The following is a 20,306-nucleotide window of genomic DNA, read 5'->3' as shown; positions in this document are numbered from 1 at the left end:
GTTCAGACGGAGGGGACATCGATGAACGACCACCCGCATCACGACCACGAGGACGCCGACCACGAGCACGAGCTCGACTGCGGCGCCGAGGCCGCCTGTGGTCCCGGCCACTGCCACGACCACTCGGCCCACTAGGAGGAACGCGTCCGGGCGGGCCGGCGCCAGGCTCGCCCGGACGGGGGTTCGTCAGGCCGGGCGGGCGCTCTTGGGGCGCATGTCCGTCCAGACCTCCTCGATGTGGGCCAGGCACTCCTCGCGGGTGCCTTCGAAACCGTCCGGGTGCCAGCCGTCGGGGATCTCCCGCCCTGCGGGCCAGAGGGAGTACTGCTCCTCGTCGTTGCGGACGACCAGGTGGGTCACGACGTGCTCCTTGCGGTGATGAGGGTGTGCGTGGGGGAACGGGTCAGGTCGGTTCGGGTGACGTCGGCGGCTCCCGCCTCGCGGAGCCAGGCCTCCAGTTCGTCGGCGGTGTAGAGGCGGCCGCCCTGGGTGAGCCACAGGTTGAGGGCGAAGCCCTCGGTGAAGGCCTGGTCGGCCACGCCGCCGCGCGGGGTCGTCGTGGTCTCCAGGATGTGGACGTCGGCTCCCGACGCCACCGCCTCCCGCACCAGCCCCCGGGCGCGTTCGCGGGAGAAGCCGTGGACGACGTTGAACAGCAGCACGTGGTCGTAGCCCTCCAGCGTCAGCGGCTCCGACAGGTCGGCCTCCACGAGCGGGAGCGCGCTGGGCGTGCCAGGCAGGTCGACGACGACCGCGTCCAGGCCGGGGGTGGCGTCCACGAAGGCCTTGGCGAAGACGCCGTGGCCGCCGCCGACGTCGGCGAGCCGGCCGGGGGTCATCGGGATCAGGCCGACGACCTCTTCGGCGAGCCAGCCCGCCAGGCCCGACTGGAGCTGGTGGAAGACGGCCAGTTCGTCCGGGCGGCCGGAGAGCCAGCGGTAGAAGTCGGCCCGGGGCCGCCCGGTGGAGACGCCGTCGAAGAGGTCCTTCCAGAACTCGCCGAGGATCGACGACCACAGGACCAGCGGAGTGCCGTATCCGGCGGAGACCCAGCCGGGCGAGGCCGCGAAGACGTCGTCGTCGCGGGTCAGGTAGCCGGTCGTCACGAGCAGGTCGAGCAGGAGGGTCAGGCCCTCCTCGTCGGCGCCGAGCATCTTGGCCAGGTCGGGGGCCGTGCCGGGCAACGCGTCGAAGACGCCGAGCCGCACGGCCGCCGACGCCGCGTGGGTCGACATCGCGCCGACGATGTCGAGCAACGGCATCGGCGGGGTCTCATGCGGTGGCGGGTTCAACGGCATCGGACACCTCCTCCTTCTCGCGGGGCGCGGGCTCCTTGCGCAGCAGCACGGTGACGGCGACGACGGCCAGGATGAGCGCGTCCACGAGGATGACGAGGGCGATGCCGCGCCCCTCCCCCGTGCCGATCAGCCGGCCGACGTTCCCGGCCAGCGCGCCGCCGTCCCGCAGCAGCGGACCGGCGACGAACTCGGCCAGCGGCCCGGCCAGCAGGTAGGCGAACGGGCTGCCGATGCCGCCGATCGTGTGCACGGTGCCGAGCACGCGGCCCAGGCTGTCGGGTTCGATCCGGCTCTGGAGCACGGCGTTGCCGGAGCCCTGAACGACCGGGAGCGTGAACAGGAAGGCGGCCGCCGCCCCGGCGACCAGCCACGGGTTGGGCTGGAGGGTGTGCAGCACCAGGAACACGCTGCCGAGCAGCATGAACACGCCCATGCCGCGGACCCGCTTCTTCGGGCCGCCCCACAGGCCCATCACGATGCCGCCCAGGAACACCCCCGACCCGCCGGCGAACATGAGCGCGCCCAGCACGGCCGGGGAGCCGAACGACAGGATCAGCGGCTGCACCAGCACCCCGGCCACGGCGAAGCAGAAGTTGTACGCGGTGAACGTCAGCGTCAGCCGCATCAGGTCGCCGCGCCGCCGCAGGTAGTGCCAGCCGTACGACAGGTCGCTCAGCGGCGCCTTCGCCGACCCCGCGCCGGGCGCCCTCACCACCGACGCCGGCAGCTTCACGACCAGCAGCGTCGTCACCGCGATGGCGAAGGTCACCAGGTCGAGGACCAGCACGCCGGTCATCCCGATCGCGGCCAGCAGCGCCCCGGCCGCCAGCGGCGCGGCGATCTGGGTGGCCATGGTGATCTGCATGAGGCCGTTGGCGCGGGCGAGGTGGCGTTCGGGGATGAGCAGCGGGGTCATCGCCTGGTAGGTCGTCATGTGCAGCGTGCCGCAGACCGCGCCCACGAACGAGCCCAGGCAGATGTGCCACACCTGCAGCGCGTCGTTGTAGAGCAGCAGCGCCTGCGCGCCGGTGCTGAGCGCCACGACGCAGTCGCTGATGATCAGGACGCGGCGTCGGTCGAACCGGTCGACGATCACCCCGGCGAACGGGCCGACCAGGATGGCGGGCAGCAGCCCCGACAGCATGACCAGCGCGAACAGGGTGGTCGACTCGGTGTTCTGGTAGACCCAGACGCCGAGCACGAAGCCCGTCAGGCTCGATCCGACGCCGGAGACCAGCGAGGACAACCAGACGATGCCGAATCTCACGAGGTCAGGCACATCGCCTCCACGTAACGCCGGATGAGCGCCCGGTCGGCGGGCGGGCAGGTGATCCCGGCGGCGGTCAGCACCCTGCGGGTGCGCGAGCAGTCGAACCACGGCCGGGGGAAGACCGGCCGCTCCTCGGGCAGTTCGGTGACGAACGCCGCGAGCGGCAGGTCGGGCAGCCCGTCGTGGACGGCCGCCCGCCACTCCGGCCACGCCACCAGCCGCACCCCGAGGGCCTCGGCGATCTCCGCGTAGCTGATCGTCGCCTCGTTGAAGTAGTGGTGGTCCTCCCCCGCGCCGTGCAGCACGTGGTGGACGATGGCGTCGGCGACGTGGTCGACCGGGGAGACGTCCTCGTCGAAGGGCATGTCGGGGGCCATGCCGAGGCGCGTCATCGTGGCCAGCAGGCGGCTGAAGTAGTCGCCGTCGTTGCCCCATCCGGTCCGGCTGTCGCCGCCGATCCTGGCCGGGCGGTGGATCGAGACCGGGATGCCGCGCTCCCGCGCCTGCGCGGCGAGCCGGTCGGCGACCCATTTGGTCTGGTTGTAGCCGCCGCCCAGGCCGGTCGGGTCCTCCGGCACGTCGGCCTCGGTGATCCGGCGGCTCTGGTAGGCCTTGCCGAGGTGGACCCCGAGCGTCGAGACGTGGTGGACGGGGACGCCCCCGCCGAGCGCCGACAGCCGCAGCACCTCCAGGGTGCCGCCGACGTTGACGTCCTTCAGCCGGTGGTACGGCTCCGCGAAGTTGATCAGCCCGCCGTTGTGGCAGATCACGTCGACCCGTTCGGCGAGGGCGGCGAACTCCTCCTCCGACAGGCCCAGCCGGGGCGAGCCGAGATCGCCGGGGACGCCGACGACCCGGGCCTCGGGCAGCCCCTGCGCGGCGAGCGCGGCCCGGACCCGCGCCTCGGCGGCGCCGGGGTCGCCGGCCCGGACGAGACAGAGCAGTTCCGAGACGGGGGCCAGCCGGGCGGCGAGATGCGCGCCCAGGAAGCCGGTCGCGCCGGTGAGCAGGACCGTCACGCCCGACCGGTTCCTCGGGACGGTCACCCGGATGTCGTCGGGCAGCACCGCCTCCGCGAGCAGGTCGGGTTCGTCCGAGGTGGCGTGGGTGCCCTCGATCGTGGCGGCGAGTTCGGCCAGGTCGGCGGTCTCGAACAGGGCGCGCAGCGGGAGGGCGACGCCGAGCCGGTCCTTCAGCGCCGCCAGCACTCGGGCCGCGAGCAGGGAGTGGCCGCCGAGCTCGAAGAAGTTGTCCCGCCGCCCGACCCGCCGGTCGCCCGCGACGACCACCGACCAGACGTCCGCGACCGCCTGTTCGGCGGGGGTGCGCGGGGCCTCGTAGGGGGCGGTGACCGTGACCTCGGGCAGGGCGGCCGTGTCGACCTTGCCGTGGCTGGTGCGCGGCACCGTCTCCAGCGCCACGAACACGTCGGGCACGAGGTGGTCGGGCAGCCGTTCACGCAGGTAGGAGCGCAGGTCGGACTCTCCCGCGACGAACGCGACCAGGCGGTCGCCCGCCGACGTCACGTGGGCGTCGCGCACGCCGGGATGGGCGGTCAGCGCCGCCTCGACCTCGCCCGGCTCGATGCGGTGGCCGCGTACCTTGAGCTGGCGGTCCTTGCGCCCGGCGAACTCGAAGCTGCCGTCGAGACGCCGCCGGACCAGGTCGCCGGTCCGGTACATGCGCGCCCCCGGCGTGCCGGAGAACGGGTCGGGCCCGAACCGGTCGGCCGTCATCCCTGGTTGCCCGAGGTAGCCCCAGGCCAGGCAGTCGCCCGCGAGGCAGAGCTCGCCGTAGACGTTGTCGGGGGCGAGCCCGCCGTGGCTGTCGACGACGTAGGCCCGCACGTGCGGCAGCTCGGTCCCGATGGGCAGGTGCAGCAGGTTGGCGGGCTCGGTCGCGGTGTGCGTGGTCGCGCACACCGTCGCCTCGGTCGGGCCGTAGTGGTTGACCAGCGGGGTGCCGGTCGCGGCCAGCCAGGTCTCCAGCGCGGAGCCCGGCACCGACTCGCCGCCGACCATCATGAGCCTCACCGGCCAGTCGATCTTCCGTCCGGCCAGCTCGTCGGCCCAGCGACGCCAGAGCGAGGCCGCCGTGTCGACGGCGGTGATCCCGTGCCGCTCGACGAAGGCGAGCAATGCGTCGGCGTCGAGGCGGGCCGGTTCGTCGTGCAGGACCAGCGCGCCGCCGGTGGAGAGCACCGGGAACAGGTCGCCGACGGACGCGTCGAAGGTCAGCGGCGGGATCATCAGCACCCGGTCGGCGGCCGTGAACCCGTGGACGTCCACGAAGGCCCTGGTGAACCTCCGCAGCGAGTCGTGGCCGACGGCGACGCCCTTGGGCGTGCCGGTCGAGCCCGAGGTGAAGATGACGTAGGCCAGCGAGCTCGGTTCCACCGGGGCGTGGGCGCGTGGGTGGAAACCCTCGTGGTCCACGACGCCCACGGCGTTGGCCGCCTCCAGCAGTCCTTCCACCCGTTCGGACGGGTGGCCGGGGTCCAGGGGCAGGTAGGCGCAGCCCGCCTGGAGGATGCCCACGATGGCGGCGACGGCGTCGGGGCCGGTCGGGAGACGTACCCCGACGACACTGCCCGGGGTGAGGCCGGCCAGATCCAGGGCGGCCGCCCGCCGCAGCAGCTCGCGATAGGTCATCGTCTCGGTGTCGGTGATCACCGCGGGCTCGTCGGAGGGCCTGATCTCCCAGGGCGGCGCTTCGCCGGAGACGGCGCCGGGGGGACGGGTCTGGAGGGGGACGTCCCAGATGCCCCGGTCGGCGTCGTCCACGGTCGCGCGCAGCACGGCGACCATGTGGTGGCCGATCGCGTCGATGGAGGCGGGGTCGAACAGGTCGGTCGCGTAGTCGATGTGCACGCCGTCGCCCTCGACCACGAGCGTCAGGTCGAACCGGGCCGGCGGCGCGGACAGCGCGTAGGCCCGGCCGGTCAGCCCCGGCGCGACCTCGATCGCCCCGCCGGGCTCCCCGGTCACCAGCATGACCTGGAAGATCGGGTTGTGGCTGAGGTCGCGCCGCCCGCCGGTCAGCTCGACGACCGAGTCGAACGGCAGCGTGCGGTGGTCGAGCGCGGTCATGGTCGTCTCGCGGGCGAGCCGGACCACCTCCCGCAGCGTCGGGTTCCCGGTGAGGCGGGTGCGCAGCGCCACGGTGTTGACGAACATCCCGGCCGTGCGCTCCAGCTCCGGCAGTTCGCGGTCGCTGACCGGGGTGCCGATCACGACGTCGTCGGTGTCGGCCATCCGGGCCAGCACGACGTTCAGCGCGGCCAGCACGACCATGAACACGGTCGTCCGGTTGGCCTGCGCCCACGACCGCAGCTCCCCGGCGAACCCGTCGGGGTAGACGACCGACCGGCGCTCGCCGTCGAAGGTCGGCCGGGCCGGGCGCGGCCGGTCGAGGGGCAGGTCGAGCAGCCCGCTGACGCCGTCGAGCCGCTGCGCCCAGAACGCCCGGTCGGCCGCGCCGGTGTCGCGGGTCGCCAGCCAGGCCGCGTAGTCGGGGTACTGCACCTGTACGGGCGGCAGGCGCTCCCCCCGGTAGAGGGCGTAGAGCTCGTCGAACAGGATGCCGGTGGTCTCCCCGTCGCACACGATGTGGTGCCAGCACATCGCCAGCACGTGCCCGTTGCCGTGCGGGATCAGCAGGGTCCGCATCAGCGGGGCGCGGGCGAGGTCGAAGCCGTACGCGAGGAACTCCTCGATGGTGCCCTCGGTGAAGAAGGGCACCTCCGCCGACGGCACGACGTGCTGGTGCGGCACCCCGTCCCGGACCACGATCGCGGTCCGCAACGACTCGTGCCGGGCGACCAGCGCGTCGATCGCCCGGCGCAGCCGGGGCACGTCGAGGTCGCCGGTCAGCTCGTGGGCCGCCCAGCACAGGTAGCGGTCGCCGTCGAACCCCGCCTGGTCGAGGAACCAGAGCCGTTCCTGCGACGGGGCCAGCGGCGCGTCGGTCCCCGGCGGGCGGCGCGGGATGCCGGACCGCTGGGCCGCGACCCGCGCCATGCGTTCGGACAGTCTGCTCACGAGGGCACCACGTCCCGCAGATGGGCCGGGACGCGGTCGCCGAAGATGGCGCGGTAGGCCGACACGTGCTGCTCGCGCGAGGTCAGGAACGGCAGGTCGGTGCTGACCATGTGCCGCACGACCAGCATCGGGACCGGCGCCTCCAGCGGGCGCAGCAGCGGGTTCCAGAGCCCGCCCTTGTCCGGGGGACCGTCGTGGAACTCGCCGACCATGACCCCGGAGGGCACGTGCCGGTCCTTGAGGATCTCCTGGGCGGCGTCGATCAGGTCGAGCCGCCGGCCGGCGTCGGGGAACAGCACCAGCACGGCGGTGTGCATCGAGTCGGCGATCGACCGGGGGGCCAGGTCGCCGAACCACTGCCGGTACGGCTCCACGGCGGCGACCACCTCCTCGACCGTCTCCGGCCGCCCGGGGCGGATGGCGAGCAGGAACCGCCCGCGGTCGATGGAACCCTGGGCGTAGGGGCAGACCGGGCCGCGGCGGCCCAGTTCGGGATGCGGACGGCACAGGTACTCGCGCGCCCACGTCGTCACGGTGCGGAGCTGGCGGATGTACATGGCGCCCAGCGGGTGGAGGGGGCGCCCGCTCTCGACGTCCTTGACGTCGAAGAGGCGTAAGGTCGGCTCGTCGGGGTGGGTGATCACTTCGGGTGCCTCCTGTCGCGGCGCCAGAGGAGCGCGGCCGCCAGCCCCACGGCCGCCGTCATCCCTCCCGCGCGGACGATCCGGTCCTGCGTTCGCGCACGCCGTAGCGCCTCGCCGTACGGCATGGTGGTGTGGCTGACCATCGTGTAGAGCGGTCGCCACGTGTCGGGCAGCAGCCGGTTGAGCACGGTGTCCACCTGCTTGCGGGCCAGGTGGAGCGGGGAGCGCAGCCGGTCGCGGAGTTCGAGGAAGTTGTCGGCCGACAGGTCGGCCAGCACGTCGGTGTGCGGTTTCCTGCGCCGCTGGTACGCGGCGAACGCCGCGCCGAGATCGTGGGGCCGTGCCTCGACGCACTCGGCGAGGACGACGCAGTCCTCGAACGCCGAGTTCATGCCCTGCCCGTAGAAGGGGTAGACCGCGTGGCAGGCGTCGCCGATCAGCACCGCCCGGCCGTCCTCGTGCCACTTCGAGGTCCGCACGGTCACCAGGTGGCCGACCGGGTTGCGGGCGAGCTGCCCCGCCAGGTCGGGCAGGTCGGCGGCGGGGAGCACGCTCTTCACGAACGCTGCCAGGTCGGGCCGGACCAGATCGTGGTGGTCCATGAACAACGTGCAGGTCAGCGACCCGTCGACGTTGGGGTGGGCGACCATCAGGCCCTGGTCGCCGGGCCAGACGTGCAGCGCCTCCAGCCGTTCGGTGTACGGCAGGTGCAGCTCCTTGTAGCCCCACGGCAGGAACTCCTGCCGGAAGTCGGCCGGCCAGCCGCGCAGGAGTTCGGCACGGACCGCCGAGAACGCTCCATCGGCGCCGACGATCACGTCGGGGGTGATCGTCTCGCCGCCCGCCTGGAACGACGGGGCGTCGCGGTCGATCGCGGTCACCGGGGTGCCGAAGAAGAACCGCACCCCCGCCAGCTTCTCCGCGTGCTCGACCAGGGTCCGGCTGAGGGCGTCGCGCCGGATCGAGTAGAGGATCTCGCCGGGATCGCGCCCGTACGGGTGGAAGAAGGGGCGGCCCTCCCTCGGGTGCACGTAGCGGCCGCGCATCGGCACGGTGTGGGTGCGCACCGCGTCCCACAACCCGGCCTTGCGCAGGGCGCCGATGCCCCGGGCCGACAGGCCCAGGTTGATGGAACGGCCCTCGTCGGGCGGCGCGACCCTCGGGTCGGCCCGGCGTTCGTAGACGTCGACGCGGTGGCCCTGCCCGGCCAGGTACACGGCCAGCAGGGAACCTGCCAGCCCCGCACCGACCACCGCGAAATGGATGTTCAGGTCGTCGCGCATCAGCGCTCGGCCTCCTCCAGGATCTCGTCGACCGCGGCCGCGAACTCGGCGACCGTACGGCTGGCGAACAGGGTGCGCACCGGGACGACCAGGTCGACGGCCCGGCGGATGCGCGCCACCACGCGGGTGGCGAGCAGCGAATGCCCCCCGAGGGCGAAGAAGTCGTCGGCGGCCCCCACGCGGGGCACCCCGAGCACTTCGCCGAATATCTGTGCGACCAGCTCCTCGGCGTCGGTCCGGGGGGCGACGTACGCCTCTCCGGCCGCGTCGGGGGCGGGCAGCGCCGCGCGGTCGAGCTTGCCGTTCCGGGTCAGCGGCAGCTCGGGCAGCGGCACGATGTGGCCCGGCACCAGGTGCTCGGGCAGGGTGCGCCGCAGGTGGGCGCGGAGGTCGTCGCGGTCCGGGTCGCCCGTCACATAGGCGACCAGGGAGCCGTCGAGCGCGATCACGGCGGCGCTCCGCACCGAGGGGAAGGCGGTCAGCGCGGCCTCGACCTCGGCGGGCTCTATGCGTACACCCCTGATCTTGACCTGGTCGTCGAGGCGGCCCAGGAACTCCAGGTTCCCGTCGGCCCGGACGCGGGCGCGGTCTCCGGTGAGGTAGCGGCGCCCCTTCGGGGCGGGGACGAAGCGTTCGGCGGTCAGGCGCGGCCGGTTCAGGTATCCCCACGCGACACCGGCGCCGCCGATGGCCAGCTCGCCGGGGACACCCGGCGGCACCTCCCGGCCGGAGGAGTCGAGGACGGTCACCGTGGTGCCCGCGATCGGGCGGCCGATCGACGGTTTCCCGTCGCCGAGGTCGGTGGCCGTGGCGATCACGGTGGCCTCGGTGGGGCCGTAGGTGTTGACCAGGCGGATCCGATCGCCGAACCGGCTGCGCCAGCGCTTGACCGCGGAGGCGGCGACGGGGTCGCCGCCGAGAATGACGAGCCGAAGACTCGGCGGCCAGGCGATCTCGTCGATCTCCTCGACGAGGGCATGCCAAAAGGAGGTCGGCAAATCGAGCACGGTTACTCGAGCCCCTTCGGAAGTGGTCAGGAAATCCGGCAGGGTGCGCCCGCCATTGGGCAGCATCACGACCGTAGCCCCCGCTTCCAAGGATGGGAAGATCTCTTCCACGTGGGCGTCGAATCCCAGCTCGGAAAACTGCGCCACACGGTCGCCGGGCCGCAGGTCATAGGCCTTGCGCATCCAGGAAACGCGTTCCGATACGCTTTGGCGATCGATCACGACACCTTTTGGCAGACCGGTTGACCCCGACGTGTAAAGCACATATGCCGGTAAGGAATTGTCGGAGATTTCTGTCAGGAAAGGCCCGCTCAAATCCCCCGGCCGTACCGCCGCGATTCCCTGGACGAAGGCCGCGTCGCCCACCAGAATGCGCGCGCCGGCGTCGTTGATCAAGGCCGAGACGCGGGCGGCGGGAAAGGCCGGATCGACCGGCAGATAGGCGGCCCCGGCCCGCCACACGGCGAGGAGGACCGGGACCAGGTCGAGGGTCCGCTTAAGGCTCACCCCCACGACGTCACCGGGCCGCACCCCGCGCGCGGCCAGCCCCGACGCCATCCGCGCGACGCGTTCGCCCAGTTCCCGATAGGTGAGCTCGACCCCGTCACAGGCGACGGCCGGGGAGCCGGGGTCGATCTCGGGCGGCCGATCGGCTTCGGGCGTGAGGTCGACGTCCGGGAGACGCCTGTCGAGGGCGCAGAACAGGTCGAGGTCGCCGCATCTCTCGCCGGGCCGCCGCGTGACGTCGGTCAGCAGGGCGTGGAACCGCGCCGCGAACCGCTCCGCCGTGGCCCGGTCGAAGCGGCCCCTGTCGTAGGTGAGGACCAGCCCGGTCTCGGTGGGGCCCTGGTAGACGTCCAGGGCCAGATCGCACTTGGCCGAGGCGAGGCCCGAGTCGTAGATCTCGACGTCGAGGTCGCCGAGCCGGGGGCGTTCGGTCGTGGTGCGGGTGTACTGGAACATCGCCTGGAACCGCGCGCCGTCCGGCACCCCGTCCGGCACCGGGCCGTGGTCGAAGGAGCGCAGCACGGCGCCGCGCGCCCGGCGCAGCGCCTCGGTGAACGGCGGGTCGTCGCCCAGGTCGGTGCGGAGCATCGCCAGGCCGGTGAAGTAGCCGACCAGGGGTTCGGTGTCGACCCGGTCGCGGCCCAGCGTCGGGACGGCGACGCAGACGTCGTGCTGGGCGGCGTGCCGGGCCAGGAACACCTGGAAGGCGGCCAGCAGCACCATGAACAGGGTGCCGCGCTCCTTCCGGGCGAGGTCCTCCAGCCCGCCGACCAGCTCCGGCGGCAGGGTGGCGAAGACCTGTCCGCCCTCCCCGGTCGCGCGCGGCCGGTCGCCGGGCAGGTCGAGGACCGGCAGGCAGCGCAGTTCCTCCGCCCAGTAGCCGGGGTGGGAGCGGTCCCCGCGTGCCACGTGGTCGGCGTAGGTGATCGGCAGCGGCGGGAGCGTGCCGCCCCGGTAGAGGACGTCGAGCTCGCGCAGCAGCACGTCGACCGACCAGCCGTCGGCGGCGATGTGGTGGACGACCAGGCAGAGCACGTGGTCGTCGGGGGCGGCCCTGATCAGGGTGAACCGGGCGACCGGGCCGGCGGCCAGGTCGAACGGCCGGTTGGCGCGTTCGGCCACGGCCGCCCGGGGGTCGGCGGTCTCGATGCGCTCCAGGACGGGCCCGGCCGGGGTGACCAGCCGGACCGGGTTCCCGTCGTCGTCCTCGGCGTACCGGCCGCGCAGCACGTCGTGCCGCAGGGTGATCGCGGTGAGCGCGGCCTCCAGCGCCGCGTCGTCGAGGCGGCCCCGGATGCGCAGGGCCACCGGCATGTTGTACGACGCGTCGGCCGGGTCGAGGCGCTGCAGGAACCAGAGCCGCCGCTGCCCGGCCGACAGCGACGTCACAGCGCACTCACAGGGAGGCCCGGCGATCGGCCACGTCGGCGGCGATCCCGGCCACGGTCGGCACGTCGAAGAACACGTAGAACGGCACGTCGACGCCGAGCCGGTCGTGCACGCGCGCGGCGATCCTGGCGATGGTCAGCGAGTGGCCGCCGAGCTCGAACAGGCTCTCGTCGTCGCCGATGTGGTCGAGCCCGAGAACCTCCTCCCAGATCTCCCGCACGACCTCGACCGTCTCGTCGGCGGCGGTCCCGGCTTCGCCCGCGGGAGTCAGGTCGGGCGCGGGCAGCGCCGCCCGGTCGAGCTTGCCGTTGGGGGTCAGCGGCATCCGGTCCAGCGCCACGAACACGCTGGGCACCATGTAGGCGGGCAGCACCCGCGCCGCCTCCCGCCGCAGGTCGCCGACGGCGCCGACCGTGTAGGCGACGAGCTCCTCCTCGTGTACGGCCACCGCCGCCTCCTGCGCGTGCCCGAGCAGCACCGCCTCGATCTCCCCGAGCTCGATGCGGTGCCCGCGCACCTTGACCTGGTCGTCGGTCCGGCCGAGGAACTCCAGCCCGCCGTCCCTGACACGCACCCGGTCGCCGGTCCGGTACATGCGGGCCCCCGGAGAGCCGAACGGGCACGGCAGGAACCGTTCGGCCGTCAGCCCCGGTCTGCCGAGGTAGCCGCGGGCGAGTCCGGCGCCGGTGATGTACAACTCCCCCGGCACCCCGGTCGGCACCGGCCGCAGGTCGTCGTCGAGCACCAGCAGACCGGTCGCGGCCAGCGGCCCGCCGATCGAGATCCGCGCCGGGTCGGGCGGCACCTCATAAACGGTCGACCAGATCGTGGTCTCGGTCGGCCCGTAGACGTTGAGCAGCCGGGCCACCCTCGGCCGGAGCCGGGCCGCCAGCGGCAACGGCAACGCCTCGCCGCCGACCAGGGCGGTGACCGGCGCCTCGAACCCGGCGTCGGCCAGCAGCCGCCAGGTCGAGGGCGTGGCCTGGACGTGGGTGACGCCGTGGGCGGAGATGAGCGCCCGCAGCGCGCCCCCGTCGGCGGCCTGGGCCTCGGTCGCGACGACGACCCGGCCGCCGGTGACCAGCGGCAACCACAGTTCCAGCCCGGAGATGTCGAACGACAACGAGGTGACCGCCAGCCACGTGGCCGAGGGGCCCGAACGTGTCTCGTCCCGGATGGACAGCAGCAGGTTCGTCAGCGCGGCGTGCCCGACCTCGACCCCCTTGGGGCGGCCGGTGGACCCGGAGGTGTAGATGACGTAGGCCCGCTCCCCGAGCAGGCCGGACGCGGGTGCGGATTCCTCGCCGCTCGCGGACCCGTCGAGGGCCACTCTGACCGGCCCGGACAGGTCGCTGCCCGCGTCGGCCAGCAGCGCGCTCGCGCCGCTGTCGGCGAGCACGTAGTCGAGCCGTTCGGTCGGGTAGGCCGGGTCGAGCGGCAGGTAGGCCGCGCCCGCCCGCCAGATGCCCAGCACGCCCGCGACCAGCCGCTCCGACCGGGCCGCCGAGATGGCCACGAGGTCGCCGGGACGGACCCCCGCCCGCCTGAGGCGGCCCGCCACCGCGTCGGCCCGTTCGACCAGCTCGCGGTAGGTCAGCCGGTGCTCGCCGACGACCGCGACGGCGTCCGGGCTCCGGGTGGCCTGGGCCGCCACCAGGTCGGGGACGGCGGCGGCCTCCGGGTAGGCCCGGGTGGACCACAGGCCCGCCGGCTCCTCGGCCACCGGCAGCGCGCTCAGCGGCGTCGCCGGTTCGTCGGTGACGTGGCGCAACACGTCGAGCAGGTGGGCGGCGACGCGTTCGGCGTCCGGGCGGGGCATCGACGCGGGCGGGAACTGGAGCATCACGCCGAGCCCGTCGGGGCCCTCGACCAGGTGGAACCGCAGGGCGTTGCGGGCGACGTGGTTGAACTCGACCCACTTCACCTCGGTCCGCAGGCCGGGGAACTCGGGGGGCGCGATCCGCCGCCGGTAGGTGAGGGAGACGGGGGCCAGCGCGATGCCCGGCCGGGTGCCGGGGGCGGCCCGGCCGAGGGGTACCTCGCGCACCCGGTAGAGCTCGCGCAGCCCGGCCCTGACCTGCCGGGCGTGGTCGCCGAACGTCTGGTCGGGCCGCGGGTCCGAGGCGAACGGCAGTTCGTTGACGTGGACGCCGATGCGCTCGGCCGCCCCGGCCTGCCGGGTGCCGAGGTCGAGGGCGGTGACGGGCCGGGCGTTGCCGTACCGGAACAGCAGCGCGTGCACCGAGGCCACGACCAGCTCGAACCGGGTCACCCCGAGCCGGTCGGCGGCCTTCTCCAGGATCGGCTCGGTCAGGAAGAACTCGACCGACTCCCCCGGCTGCACGGCGTCGTCGGGCCGGTCGAGACCGGGCAGCACGACGTCGGGGAACTCGGTCGGCCGCCCCGACCAGTAGGCCCGCGCGGCCGGCAGCCCCTCGGCGACCCGGCGGGCCTCGGCGGCGAGGTCGAACGGCTCCGGCGCGCTGACCGGGACGGCCTGCCCATAGAGGCGGGCCAGGTCGGCGACGAAGACGTCGGTCGACTGGCCGTCGAAGACCAGGTGGTGGGCGACGACCAGCAGTTCGTGCTCGGCCGGGCCGAGCCGGAACAGCGTGATCCGGGTGAGCGGCCCGGCGGCCAGGTCGAAGGGCCGCAGGATCGCCTCCCGCCGCGCCCCGGCTAATCGGCCGGGATCGATCTCGACGACCTCGAAGGGCACCGGCGGCCCTTCGACCTGGTAGGGAGCGCCGGCCTCCTCGCGGACCGCCGCTCGCAGGGCGGGGTGCAGGGTGACCACGCCCGCGCAGGCGTGGCGCAGCGCGTCCACATCGAGATCCCCGGAGAACCGGATCGCGAAAGGCATGTGGTGGACGGCCCCCGCGCCGCCGAGACGTTCGTTGAACCAGATGCCGCTCTGCGGCACCGAAAGTGGTACTCGTGACATTGCCTGCCCCAACGCTTCGCTTATTTCGTGAGTATGACCAGAAATTGCATTCACTTGCTAGATACTTGTGAGGATTCGTCTGGTCTGATTTACTCCCCTTCCGACCGCCTGCTGGACGCGGAAGAGGTGGGCCCATGACCGCGACCCTCCCCCACTTACTTCGAGCGAGGGCCGTCGAACAACCGGACAGAACCGCCCTGATCAGCACAGACGGCAGGGAGCTGACGTTCGGCGAATGGGACGCGGGCGCCGACTCCGGGGCACACGCCCTGCTCGGCAAGGGCTTGCAACGAGGTGACCGGGTCGGTCTGCTCTTCGACAACGATCGTTGGGTGGATTTCGCCGTCGCCTGCATGGCTGTTTTGCGGGCGGGTGGCGTCGCCGTGCCACTTTCCGCCCGTCAGTCGGCCGCCACCCTGAAGGTGATGACCGACGACTGCGCGGCCCGGTGGGTGCTGACCGAGGTCCCGGAGGGGCCGCCGTCGGGCGCGGGGGTGCCCGACGTCGGCCTCTCCCCCGGCGACCCGGCCCAGATCCTCTACACCTCGGGCACGACCGGGACGCCGAAGGGCGTCATGGCCACCCACGCCAACCTGGCCTGGGGCCACTCCGCCAAGCCGCCCTTCCGGGCGTTCGCCCATTCGGAGCACTTCCTGCACGCGTTCCCGATCGGCACCAACGCCGGGCAGATGATGCTGGTCAACACCCTGACGGCCCATCCCGCGGCGGTCGTGGCGGCCCGCTTCGACGCGGACGATTTCTGCGCGCTGATCGAGAAGTTCCGCGCCGGGACGGTGTTCGTGGTGCCCGCCATGGCGACCGAACTGCTCGACTCCGGGGCCTGGCGCGGCCACGACCTGTCGAGCGTGGTCCTGCTGAGCTCCTCGGCCGACGCGCTGCCGCTCCGCGTGGCGGCCGGCCTGCCGGAGGCCTTCCCGAAGGCCACGATCGTCAACTACTACACCTCGACCGAGGCGGTGCCCGCCTCCACGACGATGATCGTCGACCCCCGCCGCCCCGACTCGGTCGGCCGCGCGACCACCCGGGGCGACCTGATGATCGCCGACGAGGACGGCACGCCCGTCGCCCCCGGCGAGGTCGGCGAGGTCTGGCTACGGGCCCCCGCCGCCCAGCGCACCTACTACGGCGACCCGGGCACCAGCGCCAGGACCTTCAGGGACGGCTGGACCCGAATGGGCGACCTGGGCCGTCTGGACGCCGAGGGCTACCTCTACCTGATCGGCCGGGAGAGCGACGTCGTCAAGTCGGGCGGCCTCAAGATCTCCCTCCCACAGGTCGAGACGGCGATCCGCGAACACCCGTCGGTCACCGACGCGGCCGTCGTCGGGCTCCCGCACGCCACGATGGGCCAGATGATCGCCGCCGCGGTCGTCCGAAAACCGGCCCGAACAGGCGACGACGTCCTCACTGCTGACCGGCTGCGGGCCTTTCTTCATCAGCGGCTCGCGCGCAATGAGGTGCCTTCTCGTTACGTCTTCGTCGACGCGTTGCCGCGCAATGAGCTCGGCAAGGTCGTCAAGGCGGAGGTGCGGGCGTTGTTCTCGGTCGCCAAGCCGGCCGGTCGGCCGTTGGAGACCGACGAGGAGCGCGCCCTGGCCCGGTTGTGGACCGGGGTGCTCGGGGTGCCCGCGGCCAGCGCGGACGACGACTTCTTCGCTCTCGGCGGGGACTCCCTGCGGGCCGCCCAGCTCGCCGCGCGGGTCGCCGAGAGGTTCGGGGTGCCCGTCGAAGGGACGTTCGCCTTCGACCGGCCCGTGCTGGGCCATCAGGCCGGCCAGATCCGCGACGCCGTCGCCACCGCCGCGGGCGACGACCACGTGGTTCCGGCGGACGGCGCCCTCTCCGGAGTGCAGGCCCACTGGTGGCGGTGGATGCACGCCTCCGGAGAGCGGCGTCACATGCCGCCGGTGCACGTCGCGGTGCGGGTCCCGGGCGGGCTCGACCTCGACGTGCTCGGCCGGGCGGTGGCGGAGCTCGTCCGGCGGCACGACAGCCTCCGGACCGTGTTCCGCGATCCGGGGGTGGGGCCGGTGCTGGAGACCATGCACGTCCCCGTCGCCGTGCGCCGATGCGCGTCCGCCGAGGAGGCCGCCGCGCTGGCGGCCGAGCGGGTGCGGGCGCCGTTCGACGTCGAGAACGGGCCGCTGCTGCGGGTCGAGGTGATCGAGCTGCCCGAAGGGTGCGTGCTGGTCGTCTCCGTCCACCATCTGGTCTTCGACGGCGGGTCGGCCACGGTGCTGCTGCGCGAGCTCGGGGTGCTCTACTCCGCCTTCCGGCACGGCGCGCCGTCGCCGCTGCCCCCGGCGGTCTCCTACGGCGACGTGGTGGCGTGGGAACGCCTCGAATGGACCCGCCACCGCGCGTGGTGGGAGGCCGCCCTGGAAGGCGCTCCGGCGTCGCTGGAGCGTCTCCCGGGCCGGGCCAGGGACGTCCGGCGCTACCTGGCCGACGCGCATCACTTCGCCGTCCCGGACGTGCGGGAGCTGGCCCGGTCGCGGGGCGCCACGGTGTCGATGACGCTGGCGGCGGCCTGGGCGCTGACCCTCGGCGCGTGGGCCCGCGCCCCCGAACTCGTGGTCGCCACCCCGGTCAGCGGGCGGTCGAAGCCCGGGTTCGAGAACGCGGTCGGCTGCCTGTTCCGGTGGAACCTGATCACCGTCCCGGGGACGGGGGCGCTGCCCGACGTGGTCGACCACGTCCGGCGGGAGTCGCTCGCCGCCGCCGAGCGGCAGTTCCACGACTGGGGCCGCCTGCACGCGGCGGTGCCGTTCCCGGCGTACTTCCGGTTCGAGAGCTGGGGGCATCCGGCCCACCTGCCGGGGGTGCCGTCGGAGGAGTTCGCCGTCCCGGCCGGGCCGATCATGGAGTGGACGCTGCCCGACGACGACCCCGACCTGCACCCGCCGGAGATCCTGATCAGCGAGGCGCACGACGGGACGCTGCGCGGCCAGCTCATCTACAACCGGCACGCCTACGAGGCCGCCGCCATCGCCGACCTGGCCGCCGACTTCGTCCGGCGGATCACGTGACCACGGCCGCGGCGCTCCCGGCGCTCCGTCAGTTCCGCTGTCACCATGCCCGCCACGGCGAAAGGCCCCGCGTGCGAACCGCGCCACCTGCTCTAACGCAACGGGGCTAAGGGTTCACCACCGTTTCTCCTTCGCCGGAGGGAGCGGGCCAAAGACGAGCGTCGCCCCGGGACTCGAACTTCAGGGAGACCGCTGGCGCGTACCGTCAGGTGGCGGAATCGGCCCGCTGCTTCCGCCACCCAAAACTGCGAACCGAGACGGTGAACAATCAAGGCTTGGGGGCGACTCACCCACCGCGCCACCTCGACATGTACGTCCCCGGGGTTGAGTCCCCATACCCAGGTCCTACGCGACCACCGAGTCCGGCCGTCGCGGTGGGCGCGCCGACGATAACCCATCACCCCAATAGCCGCAGCACGACGCTGAGCCGCCTCATCCAGATCCGTGACATTGGTCAGCTCGGGCCACAAAGCATGTCCGTAACCCATACGCAGAAGACCCGAAGGAAACGACTCGACGAAGAACCGCCACCCCGACAACGTAACCTCGTCGCGCATGCCGACTCCTTCGATCAGCTGCCTGCTTGCACTGCCGGCGGGAATACGCATACAGGGTCAGCCGAGGTCCTTATCGTAGGCAACCCAGGTCGGCGAAGAGGACCGGCACACTGTCCAGTCCCAGCGCCTCCATTTGTCTAGTCCCACGAGATGGTGGACCTTTCTGTCCCAGCACCTGCTTTACAGGTGGGCTAGTGCTGTGATCGGGAAGGTGCACCGGGTTGGCTGGCGGTAGGGCTGGACTGGTACCCGGGCCAGCCGGTGGGAAGGATGTAGTGCCAGCCTTCCTGCCATCTGAAAGGCACGTCGATCAGGTCCTCGATCGAGGCTCCAGTCAGCAGGCAATCGAGCGCCCATTTGTTGGCCGAGTGGGCGATCACGAGAATGCGTTTGCCGTCCCAGTCGGTGGCAAGGTCCCGCAGCAAATCGCTGGTGGCTTCCAGGACCTGGCGGTAGCTCTGGCCGCCGGGAAAGGGATCGTCGATGTGCTTGGCACGCTCAGCGGCCAAGACGGTGACGGGGCAGCCGTTGAGCTCGCCATAGTCGCACTCGCGCAGTCGCCGGTCCTGGTGGATGAGGACCGGTGCATCGGCGAAGGCGAGCTGTGCGGTCTCGATCGCCCGATGCAAGTCGGAGACGAATACCGCTGCCAGGCCGGCGTCCCGATACCGGGCACCGAGTTCGGCGGCAAGTTGTCGCCCCTGCTCGGACAGTTTGCCCGGCAGCCAGCCGGTTGCGACGCCGTTCTCGTTGTCCTCGGTGAGCGAATGGGTCTCATAGACGATCTCAACTGCCATGCCGACTCCGCTCGGTAGTCGTTGCTCAAGCCGCCGGCGCGACAGGGCGTCCGCCCCAGCGGATCCCCTTCTCCCCTGCCGATACGAGCGCGTTCACGGCGTTGGGCGGCCAGCTCGTCGGAATGGCCACGCCACCCGCAAAGGACGCACGAAGGATCGGCCGACGACGGCACCTGTCAAACATGTCCTGGGACTGATGTGTCAAGCATGTCCCGGGACAGGACATGTCTAGTCCCGGCCGCATCGCCGAATTGTTCTTATAGATGTCAAGGCGCGTTCTGCCGCCCGCGCGGGCGGCAGAACGCCGCCCACCCATTCCGGCCACCAGCCATGGTCCAAAGCCATACTGACTCCATGGACTACGACGCCCGCAGAGCCGACCTACCTGGGCATGTAATCAGAATCGTCCACCTTCAAGAGCTCCACGTCTTCGATCCCGAACGACTCATCGCGGCAGCCAGGGAAGCGGGATGGCGGCCGACACCCGAGAGACCGGACCGCCCCAAAGAGGACCCAACAGAAGACCTCCAAGGAGCCGCCTCCTATCTCGCATACCTGCACCCCCCGATCCCTGGTACGGAACGCCTCGCCCAGCAACAGACAGCATGGCTACTGCGTGAGGGGGATGAAGTGATCGATTGGAGCGAACACCCCATCACAGCCGAGTTCGCAAACGGCCGACTCCTCCAAGGAGACACCCCCGGCCCCCTCTCGCCACGGCGACCAGAGCGCCCGGGAAAATGATCAACTATGGCGCCACCCTTTCCGCAGCTGCACGGGATCAACAAGACCGCCACGGGTTGCCGAACACATTTGCCCCGGCCGGACCCATCAGACCTCTGCCCTATATAGGGCCAGCAGCTTTAACGCGACCGCCGACCATCAGCGCTCAACCGATAGAGACGACGACGCCGACCAGCCTCAGGAGGCGAATCACCCTCACTGATGAGCGACCCTTTGTCGGCAAGCCGATAGAAGAGCGGATAGACGTTACTTCCAAGTTCCTAAACATCCGCGAGAACCGACCTATACAGCGGCTAAGGAGCTGCCACCAATCCGCTGCCAAGTACCCGGGAGAGGGACCGCCGGCCCGGCGGCCGTCTCAGCCCGCCTCGAGCACCCTCATCCCTCACCGCCGTACAACCAGACCTCGGCCGGAAAGAATGATCAAGAAAGCTGTGGACCAATGGACGCATCAGACCTGACGGGCGCAGACCTCTCTGGGGCCGTCTGGCGAAAGAGCTCCCGCAGCGGCAACAACGGCGGAGACTGCGTCGAAGTCGCGGACAACCTTCCCGGAATCATCGCGGTCCGCGACAGCAAGAACCCCCACGGACCAGCGCTCGTCTTCACCCCAAGTGAATGGTCGGCATTCCTCGGTGGCGTCAAAGACGGCGAATTCGGCTGACTCGTAGGTGCCATGCGCAGGCGAGACCCGTCCTCTCACAGGCACGGGTAGAGGCGCTGCACCCGCCGCCCCATTGTCCGGGTCAGCCGGGTTCCGTCAAGGACGGCCCTGC

At 72.0% G+C, this 20,306-nt stretch carries 11 protein-coding genes and 1 pseudogene; 2 read left to right on the top strand and 10 right to left on the bottom strand.

All coding sequences use genetic code 11. The annotated features are described in order from the left end of the window. Nucleotides 1-186 precede the first annotated feature (186 nt). The 8 genes from GT755_RS24655 to GT755_RS24620 are packed head-to-tail and all read right to left on the bottom strand — an operon-like array spanning nucleotide 187 to nucleotide 14,382. Nucleotides 187-360, bottom strand: coding sequence for an MbtH family protein (locus GT755_RS24655; RefSeq protein ID WP_062341273.1), 174 nt, complete (start codon nucleotides 358-360; stop codon nucleotides 187-189). Continuing rightward, nucleotides 357-1,298, bottom strand: coding sequence for a methyltransferase family protein (locus GT755_RS24650; RefSeq protein WP_161482000.1), 942 nt, complete (start codon nucleotides 1,296-1,298; stop codon nucleotides 357-359). The genes GT755_RS24655 and GT755_RS24650 overlap by 4 nt, the downstream gene beginning before the upstream one ends. Further along, on the bottom strand, nucleotides 1,273-2,577 hold the full coding sequence (locus GT755_RS24645; RefSeq protein ID WP_161481999.1) for an MFS transporter: 1,305 nt from the start codon (nucleotides 2,575-2,577) through the stop codon (nucleotides 1,273-1,275). Before GT755_RS24645 ends, GT755_RS24650 begins: the two co-directional genes overlap by 26 nt. Next, on the bottom strand, nucleotides 2,562-6,608 hold the full coding sequence (locus GT755_RS24640) for a non-ribosomal peptide synthetase (protein WP_161481998.1): 4,047 nt from the start codon (nucleotides 6,606-6,608) through the stop codon (nucleotides 2,562-2,564). Before GT755_RS24640 ends, GT755_RS24645 begins: the two co-directional genes overlap by 16 nt. Beyond that, on the bottom strand, nucleotides 6,605-7,252 hold the full coding sequence (locus GT755_RS24635; RefSeq protein WP_161481997.1) for a DUF6875 domain-containing protein: 648 nt from the start codon (nucleotides 7,250-7,252) through the stop codon (nucleotides 6,605-6,607). The genes GT755_RS24640 and GT755_RS24635 overlap by 4 nt, the downstream gene beginning before the upstream one ends. Next, nucleotides 7,249-8,535: an FAD-dependent oxidoreductase gene (locus tag GT755_RS24630; protein ID WP_161481996.1), complete on the bottom strand. Its 1,287-nt coding sequence runs from the start codon at nucleotides 8,533-8,535 to the stop codon at nucleotides 7,249-7,251. The genes GT755_RS24635 and GT755_RS24630 overlap by 4 nt, the downstream gene beginning before the upstream one ends. Beyond that, entirely contained in the window at nucleotides 8,535-11,438 is a 2,904-nt protein-coding gene (locus tag GT755_RS24625; protein WP_161481995.1) for a non-ribosomal peptide synthetase, read from the bottom strand. The genes GT755_RS24630 and GT755_RS24625 overlap by 1 nt, the downstream gene beginning before the upstream one ends. 7 nt (nucleotides 11,439-11,445) lie before the next feature. After that, nucleotides 11,446-14,382 (bottom strand): non-ribosomal peptide synthetase, encoded by a 2,937-nt coding sequence (locus GT755_RS24620; RefSeq protein WP_161481994.1) that lies wholly within the window; start codon nucleotides 14,380-14,382, stop codon nucleotides 11,446-11,448. A gap of 134 nt (nucleotides 14,383-14,516) precedes the next feature. Between GT755_RS24620 and GT755_RS24615 the strand changes: the two genes are divergently transcribed. Next, on the top strand, nucleotides 14,517-17,432 hold the full coding sequence (locus GT755_RS24615) for an AMP-binding protein (protein ID WP_161481993.1): 2,916 nt from the start codon (nucleotides 14,517-14,519) through the stop codon (nucleotides 17,430-17,432). Between the two features lie 748 nt (nucleotides 17,433-18,180). Here GT755_RS24615 and GT755_RS24610 read toward each other — a convergent pair. Both GT755_RS24610 and GT755_RS41610 read right to left on the bottom strand, forming a co-directional pair. Beyond that, complete coding sequence (locus GT755_RS24610) at nucleotides 18,181-18,786, bottom strand: histidine phosphatase family protein (protein WP_161481992.1); 606 nt, start codon at nucleotides 18,784-18,786, stop codon at nucleotides 18,181-18,183. An 863-nt stretch (nucleotides 18,787-19,649) separates the two neighbouring features. Further along, nucleotides 19,650-19,766 (bottom strand): annotated as a pseudogene (locus GT755_RS41610) (hypothetical protein); the annotation flags it as partial. A gap of 206 nt (nucleotides 19,767-19,972) precedes the next feature. Here GT755_RS41610 and GT755_RS24600 point away from each other — a divergent pair. Further along, nucleotides 19,973-20,194, top strand: a complete 222-nt coding sequence (locus GT755_RS24600) for a DUF397 domain-containing protein (protein WP_161481991.1) — start codon at nucleotides 19,973-19,975, stop codon at nucleotides 20,192-20,194. Nucleotides 20,195-20,306 lie beyond the last annotated feature (112 nt).

It is taken from the genome of Herbidospora solisilvae (genome assembly GCF_009901565.1).
In the GTDB taxonomy this organism is placed as follows: Bacteria; Actinomycetota; Actinomycetes; order Streptosporangiales; family Streptosporangiaceae; genus Herbidospora; species Herbidospora solisilvae.
This window is presented reverse-complemented; position numbering and strand designations above follow the sequence as displayed.